14 protein-coding genes are annotated in these 15,433 nt (G+C 63.6%); 9 read left to right on the forward strand and 5 right to left on the reverse strand.

What is annotated here, in order from left to right:
* The first annotated feature begins 122 nt into the window (after positions 1-122).
* Both ppk1 and AX018_RS08625 read left to right on the forward strand, forming a co-directional pair.
* Positions 123-2,216, forward strand: coding sequence for a polyphosphate kinase 1 (gene ppk1 / locus AX018_RS08620; RefSeq protein WP_245951487.1), 2,094 nt, complete (start codon positions 123-125; stop codon positions 2,214-2,216).
* Positions 2,213-2,677 carry a SixA phosphatase family protein gene (locus AX018_RS08625; protein WP_111876887.1) on the forward strand — a complete coding sequence of 155 codons (465 nt, stop codon included), beginning with the start codon at positions 2,213-2,215 and terminating at the stop codon, positions 2,675-2,677. The genes ppk1 and AX018_RS08625 overlap by 4 nt, the downstream gene beginning before the upstream one ends.
* A 28-nt stretch (positions 2,678-2,705) precedes the next feature.
* Here the strand turns inward: AX018_RS08625 and AX018_RS08630 are convergent, their stop codons facing one another.
* Entirely contained in the window at positions 2,706-3,203 is a 498-nt protein-coding gene (locus AX018_RS08630) for a hypothetical protein (RefSeq protein WP_111876888.1), read from the reverse strand.
* A gap of 84 nt (positions 3,204-3,287) precedes the next feature.
* Positions 3,288-4,766, reverse strand: a complete 1,479-nt coding sequence (locus AX018_RS08635) for a Ppx/GppA phosphatase family protein (protein ID WP_111876950.1) — start codon at positions 4,764-4,766, stop codon at positions 3,288-3,290.
* Between the two features lie 265 nt (positions 4,767-5,031).
* Between AX018_RS08635 and pstS the strand changes: the two genes are divergently transcribed.
* From pstS to phoR, 7 genes are all read left to right on the forward strand, one after another.
* On the forward strand, positions 5,032-6,072 hold the full coding sequence (gene pstS / locus AX018_RS08640) for a phosphate ABC transporter substrate-binding protein PstS (RefSeq protein WP_111876889.1): 1,041 nt from the start codon (positions 5,032-5,034) through the stop codon (positions 6,070-6,072).
* Positions 6,073-6,149: 77 nt separating this feature from the next.
* Positions 6,150-7,163, forward strand: coding sequence for a phosphate ABC transporter permease PstC (gene pstC / locus AX018_RS08645; RefSeq protein WP_111876890.1), 1,014 nt, complete (start codon positions 6,150-6,152; stop codon positions 7,161-7,163).
* Positions 7,160-8,044 carry a phosphate ABC transporter permease PstA gene (pstA, locus tag AX018_RS08650; RefSeq protein ID WP_111876891.1) on the forward strand — a complete coding sequence of 295 codons (885 nt, stop codon included), beginning with the start codon at positions 7,160-7,162 and terminating at the stop codon, positions 8,042-8,044. The genes pstC and pstA overlap by 4 nt, the downstream gene beginning before the upstream one ends.
* A gap of 32 nt (positions 8,045-8,076) precedes the next feature.
* Positions 8,077-8,859, forward strand: a complete 783-nt coding sequence (pstB, locus tag AX018_RS08655; protein WP_111876892.1) for a phosphate ABC transporter ATP-binding protein PstB — start codon at positions 8,077-8,079, stop codon at positions 8,857-8,859.
* Between the two features lie 20 nt (positions 8,860-8,879).
* The gene (phoU, locus tag AX018_RS08660; protein ID WP_111876893.1) at positions 8,880-9,581 is read left to right on the forward strand and encodes a phosphate signaling complex protein PhoU; all 702 of its coding nucleotides are present in this window, start codon (positions 8,880-8,882) and stop codon (positions 9,579-9,581) included.
* A gap of 15 nt (positions 9,582-9,596) precedes the next feature.
* A complete protein-coding gene (gene phoB / locus AX018_RS08665; protein ID WP_111876894.1) occupies positions 9,597-10,304 on the forward strand; it encodes a phosphate regulon transcriptional regulator PhoB in 708 nt (235 codons plus the stop codon).
* A 188-nt stretch (positions 10,305-10,492) separates the two neighbouring features.
* The gene (gene phoR / locus AX018_RS08670; RefSeq protein WP_111876895.1) at positions 10,493-11,908 is read left to right on the forward strand and encodes a phosphate regulon sensor histidine kinase PhoR; all 1,416 of its coding nucleotides are present in this window, start codon (positions 10,493-10,495) and stop codon (positions 11,906-11,908) included.
* Here the strand turns inward: phoR and AX018_RS08675 are convergent.
* From AX018_RS08675 to AX018_RS08685, 3 genes are all read right to left on the reverse strand, one after another.
* Positions 11,850-13,208 carry an MATE family efflux transporter gene (locus AX018_RS08675; protein ID WP_111876896.1) on the reverse strand — a complete coding sequence of 453 codons (1,359 nt, stop codon included), beginning with the start codon at positions 13,206-13,208 and terminating at the stop codon, positions 11,850-11,852. The two genes, phoR and AX018_RS08675, sit on opposite strands and share 59 nt — an antisense overlap.
* Positions 13,208-14,953, reverse strand: coding sequence for a hypothetical protein (locus AX018_RS08680; RefSeq protein WP_111876897.1), 1,746 nt, complete (start codon positions 14,951-14,953; stop codon positions 13,208-13,210). The genes AX018_RS08675 and AX018_RS08680 overlap by 1 nt, the downstream gene beginning before the upstream one ends.
* 171 nt (positions 14,954-15,124) lie before the next feature.
* Entirely contained in the window at positions 15,125-15,388 is a 264-nt protein-coding gene (locus AX018_RS08685; RefSeq protein ID WP_111876898.1) for a type B 50S ribosomal protein L31, read from the reverse strand.
* Positions 15,389-15,433: the final 45 nt, after the last annotated feature.

Here is a 15,433-nt window from a genome sequence, read left to right on the forward strand (position 1 = left end):
TCATGATCGACCCCAATACTGAAACGAACTCCAGTACTGATAGTTTCTCCATGCCACCCATGCCTTCTTTTTCTGCGGAGTCCGCACCGTCTGCAGGCGCCCAGGATTTCTGGACACCGTCCATGCCGTCAGGAGAAGGTTCCACCACCCCATTTCTGAATCGGGATCACAGCATCCTGGCGTTCAACGAGCGTGTATTCGATTGGGCTGCGCGCACGGACGTCCCTTTGCTGGAGCGCTTGCGTTATCTCTGCATCGTTTCGTCGAACCTGGACGAATTCTTCGAGGTTCGGGCGGCACCGCATATCACTGCCGCACAGGGAGGAGAAACCAAGGGGCCCTACACGGTGGAGTCGTTCGAGGCCTTGTCTGCCAAGGCCCATGATCTGGTAGCGCGGCAGTACGCGCTCTACAACGAATCCCTGATGCCGGCATTTGCCGAGCAGGGGATTCATATCGTCTCGCATGGTGATCGATCTCCCGATCAACGCCGTTGGGTTCGGGAATATTTTGAGCGGGAGGTCCGGCCTTTGCTGGTTCCCGTGGGGCTGGATCCAGCCCATCCCTTTCCGCAGGTGGCGAACAAGTCGCTGAATTTCATTGTGCGACTCAAAGGCAATGACGCCTTCGGCAGGGAAAATGAAATCGCGATCGTCAAGGTGCCTCGTGTCCTGCCGCGCTTGGTCCGGTTGCCCGTCAAGGTGGCTCCCAAGGGGGCTCAGTGCGTCAGTCTGTCCAGCATTGTGCGGGCACATCTGAGCGAGCTATTCCCCGGGCGGGAGGTGACGGAATTTTCTCAGTTCCGGGTCACGCGGCACTCCGACTTGGCGGTGGACGAAGATGATGTCCGCAATTTGCGGACTGCACTGCGCCAGGGGCTGCAACATCGCCATTACGGTCAGGCGGTTCGGCTGGAAGTCTCTGCAAGCTGTTCCCGATTCCTGTCGGATTTCTTGCAATCCCAGTTTGCATTGCCCGATGCCGCGCTGTTCCGTGTGCACGGTCCGGTCAATCTGGTAAGGCTCTCCCAACTGGTGGATCTGGTCAATGAGCCGGCCTTGCTGTTTCCCTTGTGGCGTTCTTCCTGGCCGCGGCAGGTGCTGCCGGGCACTTCACTGATGGAGCAGATCCGTCGCCGTGACATTCTGGTGCACCAGCCTTTCGAAAGTTTCGACTCGGTGATCCAGTTCCTGCGCGAGGCGGTGAATGACCCCCAGGTCCTGGCGATCAAGCAGACCATCTATCGCACGGGGGCTGACTCCGAAATGATGGAGTTGCTGCGTGAAGCCGTGCGACGGGGCAAGGAAGTCATGGCTGTGGTGGAACTCAAGGCACGGTTTGATGAAGAGGCCAATATCAATTGGGCCGAGGCGCTGGAATCGATTGGCGCCCAGGTCGTTTATGGCGTGGTCGGGCTCAAGACCCACGCCAAGATGCTGCTGGTGACGCGGCGTGAAGGGCAGCGGTTGCGCCGCTATGGGCATTTGTCCACGGGCAACTACAACCCGCGCACCGCGCGTCTCTATACCGATCTCAGCTATTTCACGGCGGACGCCGACGTGACGGCGGATATGGACGCGGTATTCAATCATTTGGCCAGCCAGAACAAGCTGCCCAAGCTCAAGCGGCTGGTGATGGCGCCTTTCCATCTCCATAGACACATGCAGGAGATGATCGAGTCTGTCGGCATGGCTGCCGCGCGGGGGGAGGATGCGCGAATCGTCGCCAAGATGAATGCGTTGACGGATGAAGCGTTGATGAATGCACTCATCAAGGCGGGGCGGCAAGGGGCCCGCATTGATCTCATCGTGCGTGGCGCTTGCATGCTGCCGGCTCAGCGAGAAGGTGCCACGGAGAACATCCGCGTAAGGTCGATCATTGGCCGTTTTCTGGAGCACACCCGGGTCTTTTATTTTCGAGCGGGCCAGCAGGAGGATTTGCTGCTCTCCAGTGCGGACTGGATGAACCGCAACATGCTGCGGCGTGTCGAGTTGGCATGGCCCGTGACGGACCCGGCACTGCGCCAGCGCATCATCGACGAATGTCTGGTGGCATACCTGCATGACGATCGTGATGCGTGGACGTTGCAGGCGGACGGGACGTATGCCCGTGCGCCCCATCCCGTCTCCGGTCATGGGGCCCAGCAGGCGCTCATGCAGCGCCATGGCTCTGCGAGTTCCGGCAGTGCCGCACCTTTCGATGCGGCCCGTTCATGATGGACCTGATCCTTTGGCGTCACGCGGAGGCCGAAGATGCGCGCGATGGGATCGATGATCTGCAGCGCCCTTTGACCCCTCGAGGGGAAAAGCAGGCTGCCCGAATGGCGGGATGGCTGGATCGCCAGTTGCCCGAGGGCTTGCGGGTACTGGTAAGTCCTTCAAGGCGCACGGAGGCCACCGCGGAGCGACTGGGGCGCAAGTACAAACTGCGCGCCGAACTGCTTCCCGGAGGGAGTGCTTCTGAGCTGCTGGAATTGGTGCAATGGCCCCATGCGCGTGGCGCAGTGCTGGTGGTGGGGCACCAGCCCATGTTGGGGCAGACCGTTGCGGAGTTGCTGGGGTTGCGAATGCCGGAGTGCTCCATTCGCAAAGGCGCAGTGTGGTGGCTGCGCAGACGCACCCGCAGTGATGTGAGTGAAACCATCCTGCTGGCTGTGCAGTCTCCTGATTTCCTGTAGCCGGCGCGAAGCACGCCGCGGGCGTGCCTTACTTGCGTGCCTTGGGGGACTTGGCTGCGGGAATGTTTGACTCGGAGCTTTCCGGAGTGGCTTTGGGGCGCCCTGTCTTGATGGAGGGGACAGCCTGCATGGCTTTTTCCAGTGCGGCGTCAGTAAGGCTGCTCAGGAGCTTGAGACCGGCGCGGAGCAGTTCGCTCTTTTTTGCAGGAGTGCCGCGCTCGGCCAGACGCTGCTTGAGTTCGTCGATTGCCGCATATTCGTCCTTGGGAATCGTGAAGCTGTCGCGAACGAGTTTGGGCTTCCTGGGCTTGGAGTCTGGGGGCGCAATGGCCTTTGCCCGCTTGGGCGTTGCCGTGGTCGCTGGTTTGCTGCGCTTGCTCCGGCTGCCTTGGCCGCTGCTTTTCGCGGGGGCAGGGGCGGCGGCTTCAGCGCGCCTGGATTTGGAGGGCTTGGCAGCAGCGCTCTCGGTACTTTCGGCGTGAACGGTGGCCGGTGGGGCGGTGGCTGCGGATGGGGTATTGGGCATGGTCGATGCAATGCAAAGTTGAAACGGTATAAACAGTTTATACCGTTTCTTGTGTGCCGGCTTGACCGGCGCTGCATCCGCCGGTCAAGGCAGTTCGGACTCGAACTCCCAGGCCGTTCTTTGCCATGCGGCGCTTTCTTCCCGGAGAAGGTGTGCTGATTGGGGGTAGGCCGCAGCCCATCCGGGGCGGGCCGTGGCGATGAAGCGATGCCCCTGGTGTGACAGGGCTACGCCTTCCATGTCCGGATTGCGCCGTGCATGGCACAGGGCGACGGCCATCCGCAGGCAAGCCAGTTGAAGCGCAAGATTCGGATCATCCAGGTCCGTCTCCAGTTTGCGGACTTTGCCCCGATGTCCTTTGACGAGAAGGCCCAGATGGTGCAGCTCCGGCACGGAGAAGCCTGCCGCGTCGGTGTGGTCCAGGATGTAGGCTCCGTGGTGGTGGTAGTCGCCGTGCGAGACGAGGCAGCCTATCTCGTGCATGCGCGCGGCCCAGGACAGTTCTTTCTCGCCACGCTCGTGGGCATCGGGCCGGGCTTGTGCGTGAAGCATGGTTGCGGTTTTCGCCACCCGCTCGGCATGTTCGACATCCACCCTGAATCGCTCCATCAGCCCGCGCACGGTGGTTGAGCGCAGATCGTTCTCGTGTAGCTCGCGGTCCAGAAGGTCATAGAGGGCTCCTTGACGCAGGGCCCCTTGCGCGACATGCATCTGCTTGATACCCAGCAGGTCGAAGACAGCCCGCAAGACGCTGATGCCCCCTCCGATCACGGCTCTGCGGTCTTCCTTGAGCCCTTCGATGCGGACCCGGTCGGCGGATCGGGCTCGCAACAGCTGCTCTTTCAGCCAATCCAGTCCGTCGCGGGTGATCCGTCCGGCAGGGTGGCCAGTCGCCGCCAGAACATCGCCCACTGCGCCCACCGTTCCGGATGAGCCGTATGCCACGTCCCAGGCCTGGGGGCGATAGATGTTCAGGGCTTCGTCCAGGACGGCCTGGGCGGCAACCTCCGCCGTGCGAAACGATTCCGGCGTGAAGGAGCCATCGGCGAAATAGCGGCTTGACCATGCAACGCTTCCTACCCGGAAGGACGCTACAGCGTCTGCCGAGAAGCCGTGGCCCAGAATCAGTTCGGTGGATCGGCCGCCGATATCCACGACCAGGCGCCGTTCATCGGACTGGGGCAGCAGGTGGGCCACGCCTTGATAGATGAGCCGGGCTTCTTCAGGACCAGATACCACGTCGATGGCGTGGCCGAGAATGGCGCTGCCGCGAAGCAGAAAGGTTTCCCGGTTGCGCGCTTCGCGCAATGTCTGGGTGGCAACGGCGCGTACTTTGTCGGGGGCGAAGCCTTTGAGGCGTTCCGCAAAGCGGGCCAGGCAATCCCAGCCGCGCTGCATGGCCTCTGCCGTCAGATTCCGCTCTTCGTCCAGCCCGCTACCCTGACGAACGGTTTCCTTGAGATATTCGACGCGCCGGATGAGTCCGTGCTCAAAGCGACCAATCTCAAGGCGAAAGCTGTTGGATCCCAGATCCACAGCGGCAAGCAATGTTCCGTCGTGCATGTGATGGCGCCCTGCGCTCTGGTTTTTCAGGCGGCGCAGCATAGCACTCCCCTCCTGCCGGCATGCAAGGCGGTGTCTCCGTTGCCCAGTCCGGTGTCGAGAGACTACGGCGGATGCGTGACGGTTTCATGACATGCGAGAGTCACAATCCATGGCATTACCCTTTGGAGCAGAGTCATGACAGTCGTGGATGAATGTCATAAGGTTGTCATAAAGCACTTCTAGAGTCGCCCCCACTGATTCTTCTCAACCAAGAGGTTCCTTTATGAAACTGTCTGTGATTCGGATTCTGGTGTCGGGTGTGGTGTCTGCCGGTGCATTCTCTGGTGCTTGGGCACAGCAGGAAGCCACGGGCGCTGGCGCCAGCTTCCCCGCCCCGCTGTATTCCAAGTGGGCGGCTGATTACAACAAGGCAACCGGGGTCAAGATCAACTACCAGTCCGTGGGATCGGGTGCCGGTCTTCGCCAGATCGAGGCGAAGACGGTGGATTTTGGCGCGTCCGATGCGCCGCTGAAGGACGACGAACTGTCCAAGAAGGGCCTGGTGCAGTTCCCCACCGTGATCGGTGGCGTGGTGCCGGTGGTGAATATCAAAGGTGTTGCCGCAGGGCAGATCAAGCTGAATGGCCAAGTTCTGGGTGATATCTATCTGGGCAAGGTGACGAACTGGACCGATCCGGCCATCAAGGCGCTCAACCCCGGCGTGAACCTGCCGGACGCGCCCATTGCACCGGTTCGCCGTGCAGATGGCTCCGGTACGAGCTTCATTTTCACGAACTACCTGTCCAAGGTGAACGCTGAGTGGAAGTCCAAGGTCGGCGAAGGCACGGCCGTCAACTGGCCCACGGGTGCGGGCGGCAAGGGCAACGAAGGCGTGGCTGCATTCATTGGGCGCTTGCCGAACTCCATCGGCTATGTGGAATATGCCTATGTCAAGCAGAACAAACTGACCTACGTGCAACTGCAGAATGCCGACGGCGCTTTCGTTTCTCCTGACGACAGCGCATTCAAGGCGGCAGCGGCGGGAGCCGACTGGTCCAAGAGCTTCTATCAGATCCTGACCAATCAGCCTGGCAAAGAGGCTTGGCCGATCACGGGCGCCACGTTCATCTTGCTGAACAAGGTCCAAGACAAGCCCGCCCAGGCTGTCACCTCGCTCAAGTTCTTCGAATGGGCTTTCAAGTCCGGCGACAAGACCGCCGCAGACCTCGACTACGTGCCGATGCCTGAGGGCGTCAAGACCGTGATCATGAAGTCTTGGGATGAGATCAAGGACACTTCCGGCAAGGCGATCTCGCTGAAGTAAGTTCTTTCGGCCGGCACTGTGATCGCAGGGCCGGCCGCAACCCTGCCAAAGGAAGGCCGACCGCCGTGTCCAGTACCATGCCCGCCCGTCCCGCGCCGCCCCTGCAAGGCGGCGCTGGCATTCCCAGAACGAACCCTCCTGCACGCGCGCCTTTGCTCTCCGGCGCCGTGGCGGATCGCATTTTCGCGTGGCTTGCGCGCGGTGCGGCGATATTGACGTTGGCACTGCTGCTGGGCATCCTCGCATCGCTGGTGGTGGGGGCTTGGCCGTCGATCGAGAAGTATGGCGTGGGTTTTTTGGCGCGCAGCGTGTGGGACCCGGTGCAGAACGACTATGGCGGTCTCGTCATGATCTATGGCACCTTGGCCACCTCGATCATCGCCCTGCTGATTGCTGTCCCGGTGAGTTTCGGGATCGCGCTGTTTCTGACCGAACTCTCGCCTGCCTGGCTCAAGCGGCCGCTCGGAACGGCCATCGAGTTGCTGGCTGCGGTGCCGTCGATCGTGTACGGCATGTGGGGACTGATGGTGTTCGGCCCCATCCTGGCGGCCTGGGTCCAGCAGCCACTGCAATCGCTGCTGTCCGGCGTGCCTTACCTGGGGGCGCTGGTGTCCGGTCCTCCGGTCGGTATCGGGATACTCTCGGCGGGCATCATCCTCGCGATCATGATCATCCCGTTCATCGCCGCCGTGATGCGCGATGTTTTCGAGGTCACCCCGGCTCTTCTCAAGGAATCGGCCTACGGGCTTGGCGCCACGACGTGGGAGGTGGTGTGGAAGGTGGTGCTTCCCTATACCAAGACGGGTGTGCTGGGTGGTGTGATGCTGGGGTTGGGGCGTGCCTTGGGAGAAACCATGGCGGTCACGTTCGTCATCGGCAATATGAACCAACTCAATTCCCTGTCCGTGTTCGAGGCGGCCAACAGCATCACCTCGGCGCTGGCCAATGAATTCGCGGAAGCGGGCGAGGGGCTCCACCAGGCATCGCTCATCTACCTTGGGCTGGTGCTGTTCTTCATCACCTTCGTCGTGCTGGCACTCTCCAAGGTGCTTCTGTCCCGCCTGCAGAAGGGTGAAGGAGCCCGCGCATGAGCACTTCACAGCAACTCATCTCCGCGGCCGAGCTGGCCCGGCAACGGCAAACCCGCTATGCCAGCCGCAAGCGCCTGAACAATCTTGCACTGACCCTGTCGCTGGCCGCGATGGCGTTCGGCGTTTTCTGGCTGGTATGGATTCTGTGGGAAACCATCCGGCTGGGAATCGGGGGGCTCAGCATTGCGCTCTTCACCCAGATGACCCCTCCGCCTAACGAGGTGGGAGGTATCTCCAATGCCATCTTCGGCTCCTTCGTGATGGTTCTGCTGGCCACCTTCGTGGGAACGCCGATCGGCATCATGGCTGGCGTGTACCTTGCCGAATACGACAAGCGCGGCTGGCTGGCTTCGGCGACCCGCTTCGTGAACGACATCCTGCTGTCGGCCCCCAGCATCGTGATCGGGCTTTTCGTCTATGCGATGGTGGTGGCGCGCTTCAAGAGTTTCTCGGGGTACGCCGGCATCCTCGCGCTGGCACTCATCGTGATCCCCGTGGTCATCCGGACCACCGAGAACATGCTCGTGCTCGTGCCCGCAAGCCTGCGCGAGGCCGCCTATGCCCTGGGTACGCCCAAGTGGAAGGTGATCATGCTAGTCACCCTGCGTGCCGCGCGTGCGGGGGTCATCACCGGGGTGTTGCTGGCCGTCGCTCGCATCGCCGGCGAGACGGCACCGCTGCTGTTCACGGCGCTCAACAATCAGTTCTGGAATGCCGATCTGGCCAAGCCCATGGCGAGCCTGCCGGTGACCATCTTCAAGTTCGCGATGAGTCCGTATGAAAACTGGCAGCAGCTTGCCTGGGCCGGTGTCTTCCTCATCACCGTCGCCGTCCTGGGGCTCAATATCCTGGCCCGTGTGTTGACGCGCCACAAATCCTGAGACAACCTATCCGCCATAGATTGGTCCATTCCATGCCAACGAAACAAGCCGACACCGTCGAGACCGCCAAGATCACGGTGCGCGATCTGAACTTCTATTACGGCAAGTTCCATGCCCTCAAGGGCATCAATCTCGACATTCCCGAGAAGAAGGTCACCGCCTTCATCGGTCCGTCGGGCTGCGGCAAGTCCACCTTGCTGCGCACCTTCAACCGCATGTTCGAGCTGTATCCTGAGCAGCGCGCCGAAGGCCAGATCATGCTCGACGGCGAGAACCTGCTGACCAGCAAGCAGGATGTCGCCCTGATCCGGGCCAAGGTCGGCATGGTGTTCCAGAAGCCCACGCCGTTTCCGATGTCGATCTACGACAACATCGCCTTCGGCGTGAAGCTGTTCGAGAGCCTCAATGCCACCGACATGGATGACCGCGTGGAGTGGGCGCTGCGCAAGGCGGCACTCTGGAACGAGGTGAAGGACAAGCTGCACCAGAGTGGCTCGGGCCTTTCTGGCGGCCAGCAGCAGCGCCTGTGCATTGCACGCGGCATCGCCATCAAGCCGGAGGTGCTGCTGCTCGACGAGCCCTGCTCGGCGCTGGACCCGATTTCCACGGCCAAGGTCGAGGAGTTGATCGCGGAGCTCAAGAACGACTACACCGTGGTCATCGTCACGCACAACATGCAGCAGGCTGCGCGCTGCAGCGACTACACCGCCTACATGTACCTGGGCGACCTGATGGAATTCGGTGAGACGGAGCAGATGTTCTTCAAGCCCCAGCGCAAAGAGACCGAAGACTACATCACCGGCCGTTTCGGTTGATCGGACGAGGAGCGCCACACATGCCAGACAAGCACCTTTCTTCGCAATTCGACAGCGAACTCAACAGCATCTCGGCCCGGGTGATGGAGCTGGGCGGCTTGGTGGAATCCCAGATCCGCCAGGCTGTCTATGCCTTGTCCCAGTTCAGCGTGGAGGCGGCCGACCAGGTGGCGGCCACGGAGCACCGGGTGAATGCGATGGAGGTCGAGATCGACCACGAGCTTTCTTCCATCATTGCCCGGCGACAGCCCACGGCGCGCGACCTGCGTCTGCTGATCGCGTTCTCCAAGGCCACGGCCAACCTGGAGCGCATGGGGGATGAAGCCAACAAGATGGCACGCATGGTCAAGTCCATCATCGAGAGCGGTGCATCGCGTTCGCTGCCGACCACCGATCTGCGCGTGGCCGCAGAGTTGGCGTCGGGCCTGCTGCGCAAGGCGCTCGATGCATTCGCGCGGCTCGATACCAAGGCGGCCGTGGCCATCCTCAAGGAGGACGATCTCATCGACCGCGAGTTCGACGGCTTCGTTCGCAAGCTCATCACTTACATGATGGAAGATCCCCGCACGATCTCTTCGAGCCTGGATCTGCTGTTTCTGGCCAAGGCCATCGAACGCATCGGCGACCACTCCAAAAACGTGGCCGAACTCATCATCTACCTCGTCAAGGGCAAGGACGTGCGCCACACCGCCCTCGAGCAGATCGAGTCGGCCGTCCTCTGACAGGACTTGCACTCCATGAAGAGACTTCCCCGCGTACTCATCGTCGAAGACGAATCCGCCATTGCCGAGCTGATTGCCGTCAATCTGCGGCATAACGGCTTCCAGCCCATCTGGTCCGAGGACGGCGAGTCCGCGCAGCGCGAACTGGATGCCGTGCTGCCCGACGTGATCCTGCTCGACTGGATGTTGCCGGGCCAGAGTGGTCTGCAACTGGCACGCAAGTGGCGGGCCGATGCGCGCACGAAACCCATTCCCATCCTGATGCTGACGGCCCGTGGCGACGAGCCGGACAAGGTGGCAGGCCTCGACGCAGGGGCCGATGACTACATCACCAAGCCTTTCTCGACCCAGGAACTCCTGGCGCGCATCCGGGCGGTGCTGCGCCGCCGCGCACCCGAGCAGGCGACCGATACCGTGACCATCGCCGAGTTGACGCTCGATGCGGGCACCTACCGCGTGACCTACCAGGGGCAGCAGCTCAAGGTGGGGCCGACGGAGTTCAAGCTGCTGCACTACCTCATGAAGCATCCCGAGCGCGTGCACAGCCGCGCGCAGCTGCTGGACAAAGTGTGGGGCGACCATGTGTTCATCGAAGAGCGAACGGTGGATGTGCACGTCAAGCGCTTGCGCGAGGCCCTGGGGGTTGCCGGTGCCATGGTGGAAACCGTGCGTGGCGCGGGTTACCGCCTGACGGCGCAGCCCGCGGCCCTGATGCGGGCCTGATGTGTCCGCTGCGGGCTCCCGAGCGGTAACAATCAGGGCTGGGTTGTAAAGGGGGCTGCAGATACCCCCGCAGCCTGTGGGCCCGGCCTTTGCCGGTTTTTGGCGTTTTCTGAAAGAGGAGACGGATCGGCTTTTCTTGCGGCGCGATGGTGCGCCGTGCTCCGGCCCCTGGTCTCCATCTGCATTGCATGGCTTGGCGTTTTATCTTCTTCTCGTGCTTTCAAGCCATTGGCGTTGCCCTTGGCTGGTGGTGGGCCGGGCCTTGGACCGCGGTAGCGGCGGCGGCGATTGCGGCCTGGGTCTGGTTTGTCTGGGATCTGTGGCGTGGCATGCGGGTGGTCACCTGGCTGCGCGAGGGGGATCCGGCGCGTGCCCCTTCATTGAAAGGCCTGTGGGGCGAGGTGGCGGATCGGGCCCGGCGCCTGCTGCGCCAGAAACAGGCCGACGTTGCCGCAAGCGATGCCCGGCTGCATGAAATCCTGGCCGCGCTGCAGGCAACGCCCAATGGGGTGGTGCTGCTCGATGCCGAGGGCCGCATCGAGTGGTGCAACCAGACCGCGGCAAGCCAGTTCGGCCTGGATGCCCAGAGGGACGTTGCCCAGTCGATCGGCAATTTGCTGCGAGATCCCGAGTTCAGTGCCTACTATGCCGCGCAGGACTTTTCGCGGGATGTCGTCCTTCAGGGACGTGAAAGCACCCCCTCCCGGCCTGTCCGGATTTCCGTGCATCTGCATCCCTATGGCGATGGCCGAAAGCTGCTGCTTTCCCGGGACGTGACGGCCCTGGAGCAGGCGGAAGCCATGCGGCGGGATTTCGTCGCCAATGTGTCGCATGAGATCCGCACACCGCTCACGGTGCTCATGGGATTCGTTGAGACGCTGCAGACGCTTCCCCTTTCCGCGGAAGAGCGCTCCCGCTACCTCGGCATGATGTCGCAGCAGGCGGCGCGCATGCAGAGCGTGGTACAGGATCTGCTGACGCTTTCGCGCCTGGAGGGGAGCCCGCCTCCGGGACTGACCGAATGGACACCCGTGGAGTCGTTGCTGCGCCGCTGCGAGGACGAGGCCCGTGCGCTGTCCACATTGCTCACCCGCAATCACGCCAGCACGCACGTGATCGAGTTTCCGCCAGCCGAGGCCCTGCGCGAGGCCGGCAAGCTGGGGGGCGTGCCTGCGGAATTGCAAAGTGCGTTGTCCAACCTGATCGGGAATGCCATCCGCTACACGCCTGCGGGGGGCGCCATCACGGTGGAGTGGCTGGCCGTGGAGGATGGCGGTGCGCGGTTCTGCGTGCGCGATACGGGCCCGGGCATCGAGGCTGTGCACATTCCCCGCCTGACCGAACGCTTTTACAGGGTGGACCGCAGCCGCTCCCGCGAGACGGGGGGGACCGGCCTGGGGCTCGCGATCGTCAAACATGTCGTTCAACGGCATTCGGCAACGCTGGAAATCGCCAGCACGGTAGGCAAGGGGTCTGCGTTTTCCGTGACGTTTCCCCCTGGCCGCATTCAGCGAGGAAGCCGTCCGCGCGTGCCGGGCGGCGTCGCTAAGTCTGCGGCGCACGTCCCGAATGGGACTTCAGAGCGCCCATCAGCATCCCTGTGAAGGCCATGGCCGTGAGGGCCAGGGCCGCCGCGCCACCGATCCAGAACGCTGCGGGCGATTGCATGGGGCTCCGGTCCCCGACGCCGGTATAGGCCAGTGCATAGCCCAGCGGAAGTCCGACCCCCCAGAGCAGTACGCCATAGGCCAGCAGCGGCGCGATGGTGATGCGGTAGCAGCGCAGGACGAAGGCGCAGAAGGTCTGCAACGCGTCTGCGATGTGGTAGCCCGCCACCCATGCGAGCAACGCACCGGCGAGCGCGACGACATCGGGTGAGGCTGTGTACAGCAGGGCCAGATGATTGCGTGCTATGAAAAGAATAGCTGCTAAGCCAGCAGCCATGGCGGCAACGATCCGAAAACCCATCCAGGCGACGGCTCGTGCCTGCATTTCGTCGCCCCGGCCGCGCCAGTAGCTCACGCGTGCGCTGGTCGCGATGGCCAGCGAGAGCGGCACCATGTAGAGCACGGCGGTGAGGTTGGAGGCGATCTGGTGCGCGGCGGCGGCCACCGTGCCCTGCCGTGCGATGAACAGCGCCATCAAGGTGAAGGACGTGACCTCCACCAGGATCGCCAATCCGGCGGGAATGCCCAGGCGGGCGAAGCGCAGGATCTGGGGCCAGTCCGGGGGCTCCAGACGTTTCCAGAGCGCGAGCGGGCCATAAAAAGGTGCCGTGCGCACCAGCCAGAGCGCGATCCCCAGCAGCGCGTAATTCACGACCAGGGTGGCCCACGCGCAGCCCACGGCCCCTTGCGCGGGAATGCCCGCCCCTCCGAAGGTGAACGCGATGGACAGCGGCACCTTGAGCAGCAGGGAGCCGAGCTGCAACCCGGTCACGAGCTGGGGACGTCCCAATGCCTGGTTCAGGGTGCTGTAGAGGCGAAAGAGGAGCGCAGGGGGCAGCGCTACCGCCAGAACGGCGAGATAGCGCCCGACTTCCACGCGCAGATCTGGCGGGACTTCCGTCCAGCGCAGGATGGCCCCGGGCGATACCAGCATCGCGATGCCCAACAGGCTGGCGAGCGCGCAGAGATACAGCGATTGCCGGGCCGTGCGTCCGATTTCCGTGGTGTGCCCCGCGCCGCGCTGTTCGGCCCATACCGGCAGGAGCGCTTGCAGACCACCCATGAGCGCCACATAGACGCTGATGTAGATGGCTGAGCCGATGGACAGGGCCGCCAGCGAGGAGGGGGCGTGGCGGCCCGCCACGATGGTGTCGGTGACGCCGAACGCCATGACCGCCAGTTGCCCGGCCAGCACCGTGGCTGCATGCCGGGCGATGACGGCGCGCTCGGAGGCCATCAGGGCTGCCCGGCGGAGGCCGTGCGGCGCAGCACCAGCAATTGGTCGTTCTTGTCGGTGGGACGGGGCAGGACCGCCACCTTTTCCCAATCTTGGCCATGGGTCAGGCGCTCCGCGGAGGATTGTGCGGCGAGATCCGCCACGAGCCATTGGCATCCGGATTCACGCACCTGGTGCGGGTTGGTCGTCGAATGGAGGGTCCAGCCGCCGTGGTATTGCAGTCCGGCCACCTGCGCCCGGCTCAATCCGGTCACCAGGATGCAGCCGGGCGCCGGGCCCAGCACGCGTGCCAGATGGGCCACCTGTGGGCGGTAGCTGCGCCCGTAATCCAGCAAGGGGAGCCAGAGCGTCATGAGCAGGAGCCATCCGAGGGTGGCGCCACTCGCGGGCAGGACCAGGCTTTTCCAGATTTCCGTGCGGTTGCGCGAAGCGCGCCACCACGCCAGTGCGCACCAGGCCGTCGTCGCGGCCAGGGCCACGCCAAAGGCGATGGCGGAGAACTGGGGCGTGAACCCTGGGGCGAGCCGGGCGACGTTGGCGGCAGGTTTGGCGGGCACGCCGGTTTGCAGGGAAATCCAGATCACCCAGATCGTGATGGCGGAGGCGCTGAAGAAGAGCAGCGTGAACCAGTCGATCAGTGCCGCGATCGCGCGCCGCAGCGTGGGCAGTGCGAAGGCTGCCAGGGTGGCCAGCGCGGGCAGTCCCAGCAGCAGGGCCCGGTCGGCAGGCTGGGTGGTCAGGGTGGCGGCCAGGGCCACGGCCACGAACCAGAGCGGCAGGAGCAGATGCCGATGCAGCGTTCGGCTGGTGATCTGGTGTCGCCACCGCCAGAGTGTCCAGAGGGCCAGCGGCCAGGCCGGCCAGGCGAACCAGATCAGCATGCGCACCAGGCTCTGCCATTCCTTGGTTTCACCTTCGGCCGCGAGGCGCCAGCGCCAGAGATCCATGGCCCCCGCGAGCGTGGCGGCCAGTAGCGTGAGGCCCGCCAGGGCCAGCCCCCAGATCCACCCCCGCGGGGTTTTGGGGGAGCGGCTGTCCGGGTTCTCGGGGGCGCATGCGGTGCAGGACACCAGCAAGGCGCTGCCCCCGCCCAGCAGGGTGGCGATCGTCGGGGCTCCGCTCAGAACCAGTCCGAAAAGCCCCAATGCCGCGGCCGCCAAGGCGAGCAGCCGACGATGCGGCAGGCTGGCGGCAGCGAAGAACAGCAGCGCCGTGCAGGCCAGTTGGGTGAGATAGCTCGTGATTTCATGGGAGAGCTGCGCAAGCCCCAGGCATGCCAGCAGGGCGAGCAGGGCGCCGTCCGCCATGGCCCGTGCATAGTCAGAGGGATGCGCTTCTCCTCCAAAGGCAAAGGCAACCGGCTGGGCACCCGGGCTGCGCGCCAGGTGGTACATGCCCCACCACGTTGCGACGAGCGTGATGACCAGGAGCGCAACGAACGGAAGCCGGGCGGCCATCTCCACGGGCAGCCAGGCCGGGGCCGCCCTGACGGCCAGCGCCCCCAGCCAATACGGCAGAAGCCCTTCGGTATCGGGTGCCATGCCCGCCAGGGATGGGGACATCCAGGCGGTGTTTTCGCGCGCCAGTTCCAGCATGTAGCCGAAGGCCGTGACGTCCGCGTTCTTCCAGGGCTCCCGGGCCACGAATCCAGGCACGACGTAGGCCAGGCAAAGAAGCAGCAGCGCCCACCGCGGCAACGGCCGCGCGGCGCTCTGTGTCACGATGGCGGGATTGGGAGGATTCACGCGGTCAGTGGCGAAAAAAGACGCCCGAGAATAAGGGGAAAACGAATGGCCGTCGGGCAGGCCTCATGGGTAGAAAAAAAGGCAGCGCGGTCGTGCCGGGCTGCCTTTGCTTGAACAGACGATACGAGGTGCAGGGACCTCGCGCGACCCGTTCGTCCGACAAGGGGGGAATTACTTCGCCGCCACCGCCGTCTTGCCGAAGCGGTTGCGGAACTTCTCGACGCGGCCGCCCATGTTGTCCACCGACTTTTGCGTGCCGGTGTAGAAGGGGTGCGATTCGCTGGAGGTATCCAGCTTGAAGAGCGGCAGTTCGCGGCCGTCATCGGTCTTGCCGGTTTCCTTGGTGTTTACGCAGGAACGGGTCACGAACTTGAAACCGTTGGACAGGTCCACGAAGAGCACTTCGCGGTAGTTGGGGTGAATGCCTTCTTTCATGGCATGGTCCTTTCTGGGAGCTGCTGCGGGAGCCACGCCGCACCC

This window comes from Paracidovorax anthurii, from assembly GCF_003269065.1.
Lineage (GTDB): Bacteria > Pseudomonadota > Gammaproteobacteria > Burkholderiales > Burkholderiaceae_C > Paracidovorax > Paracidovorax anthurii.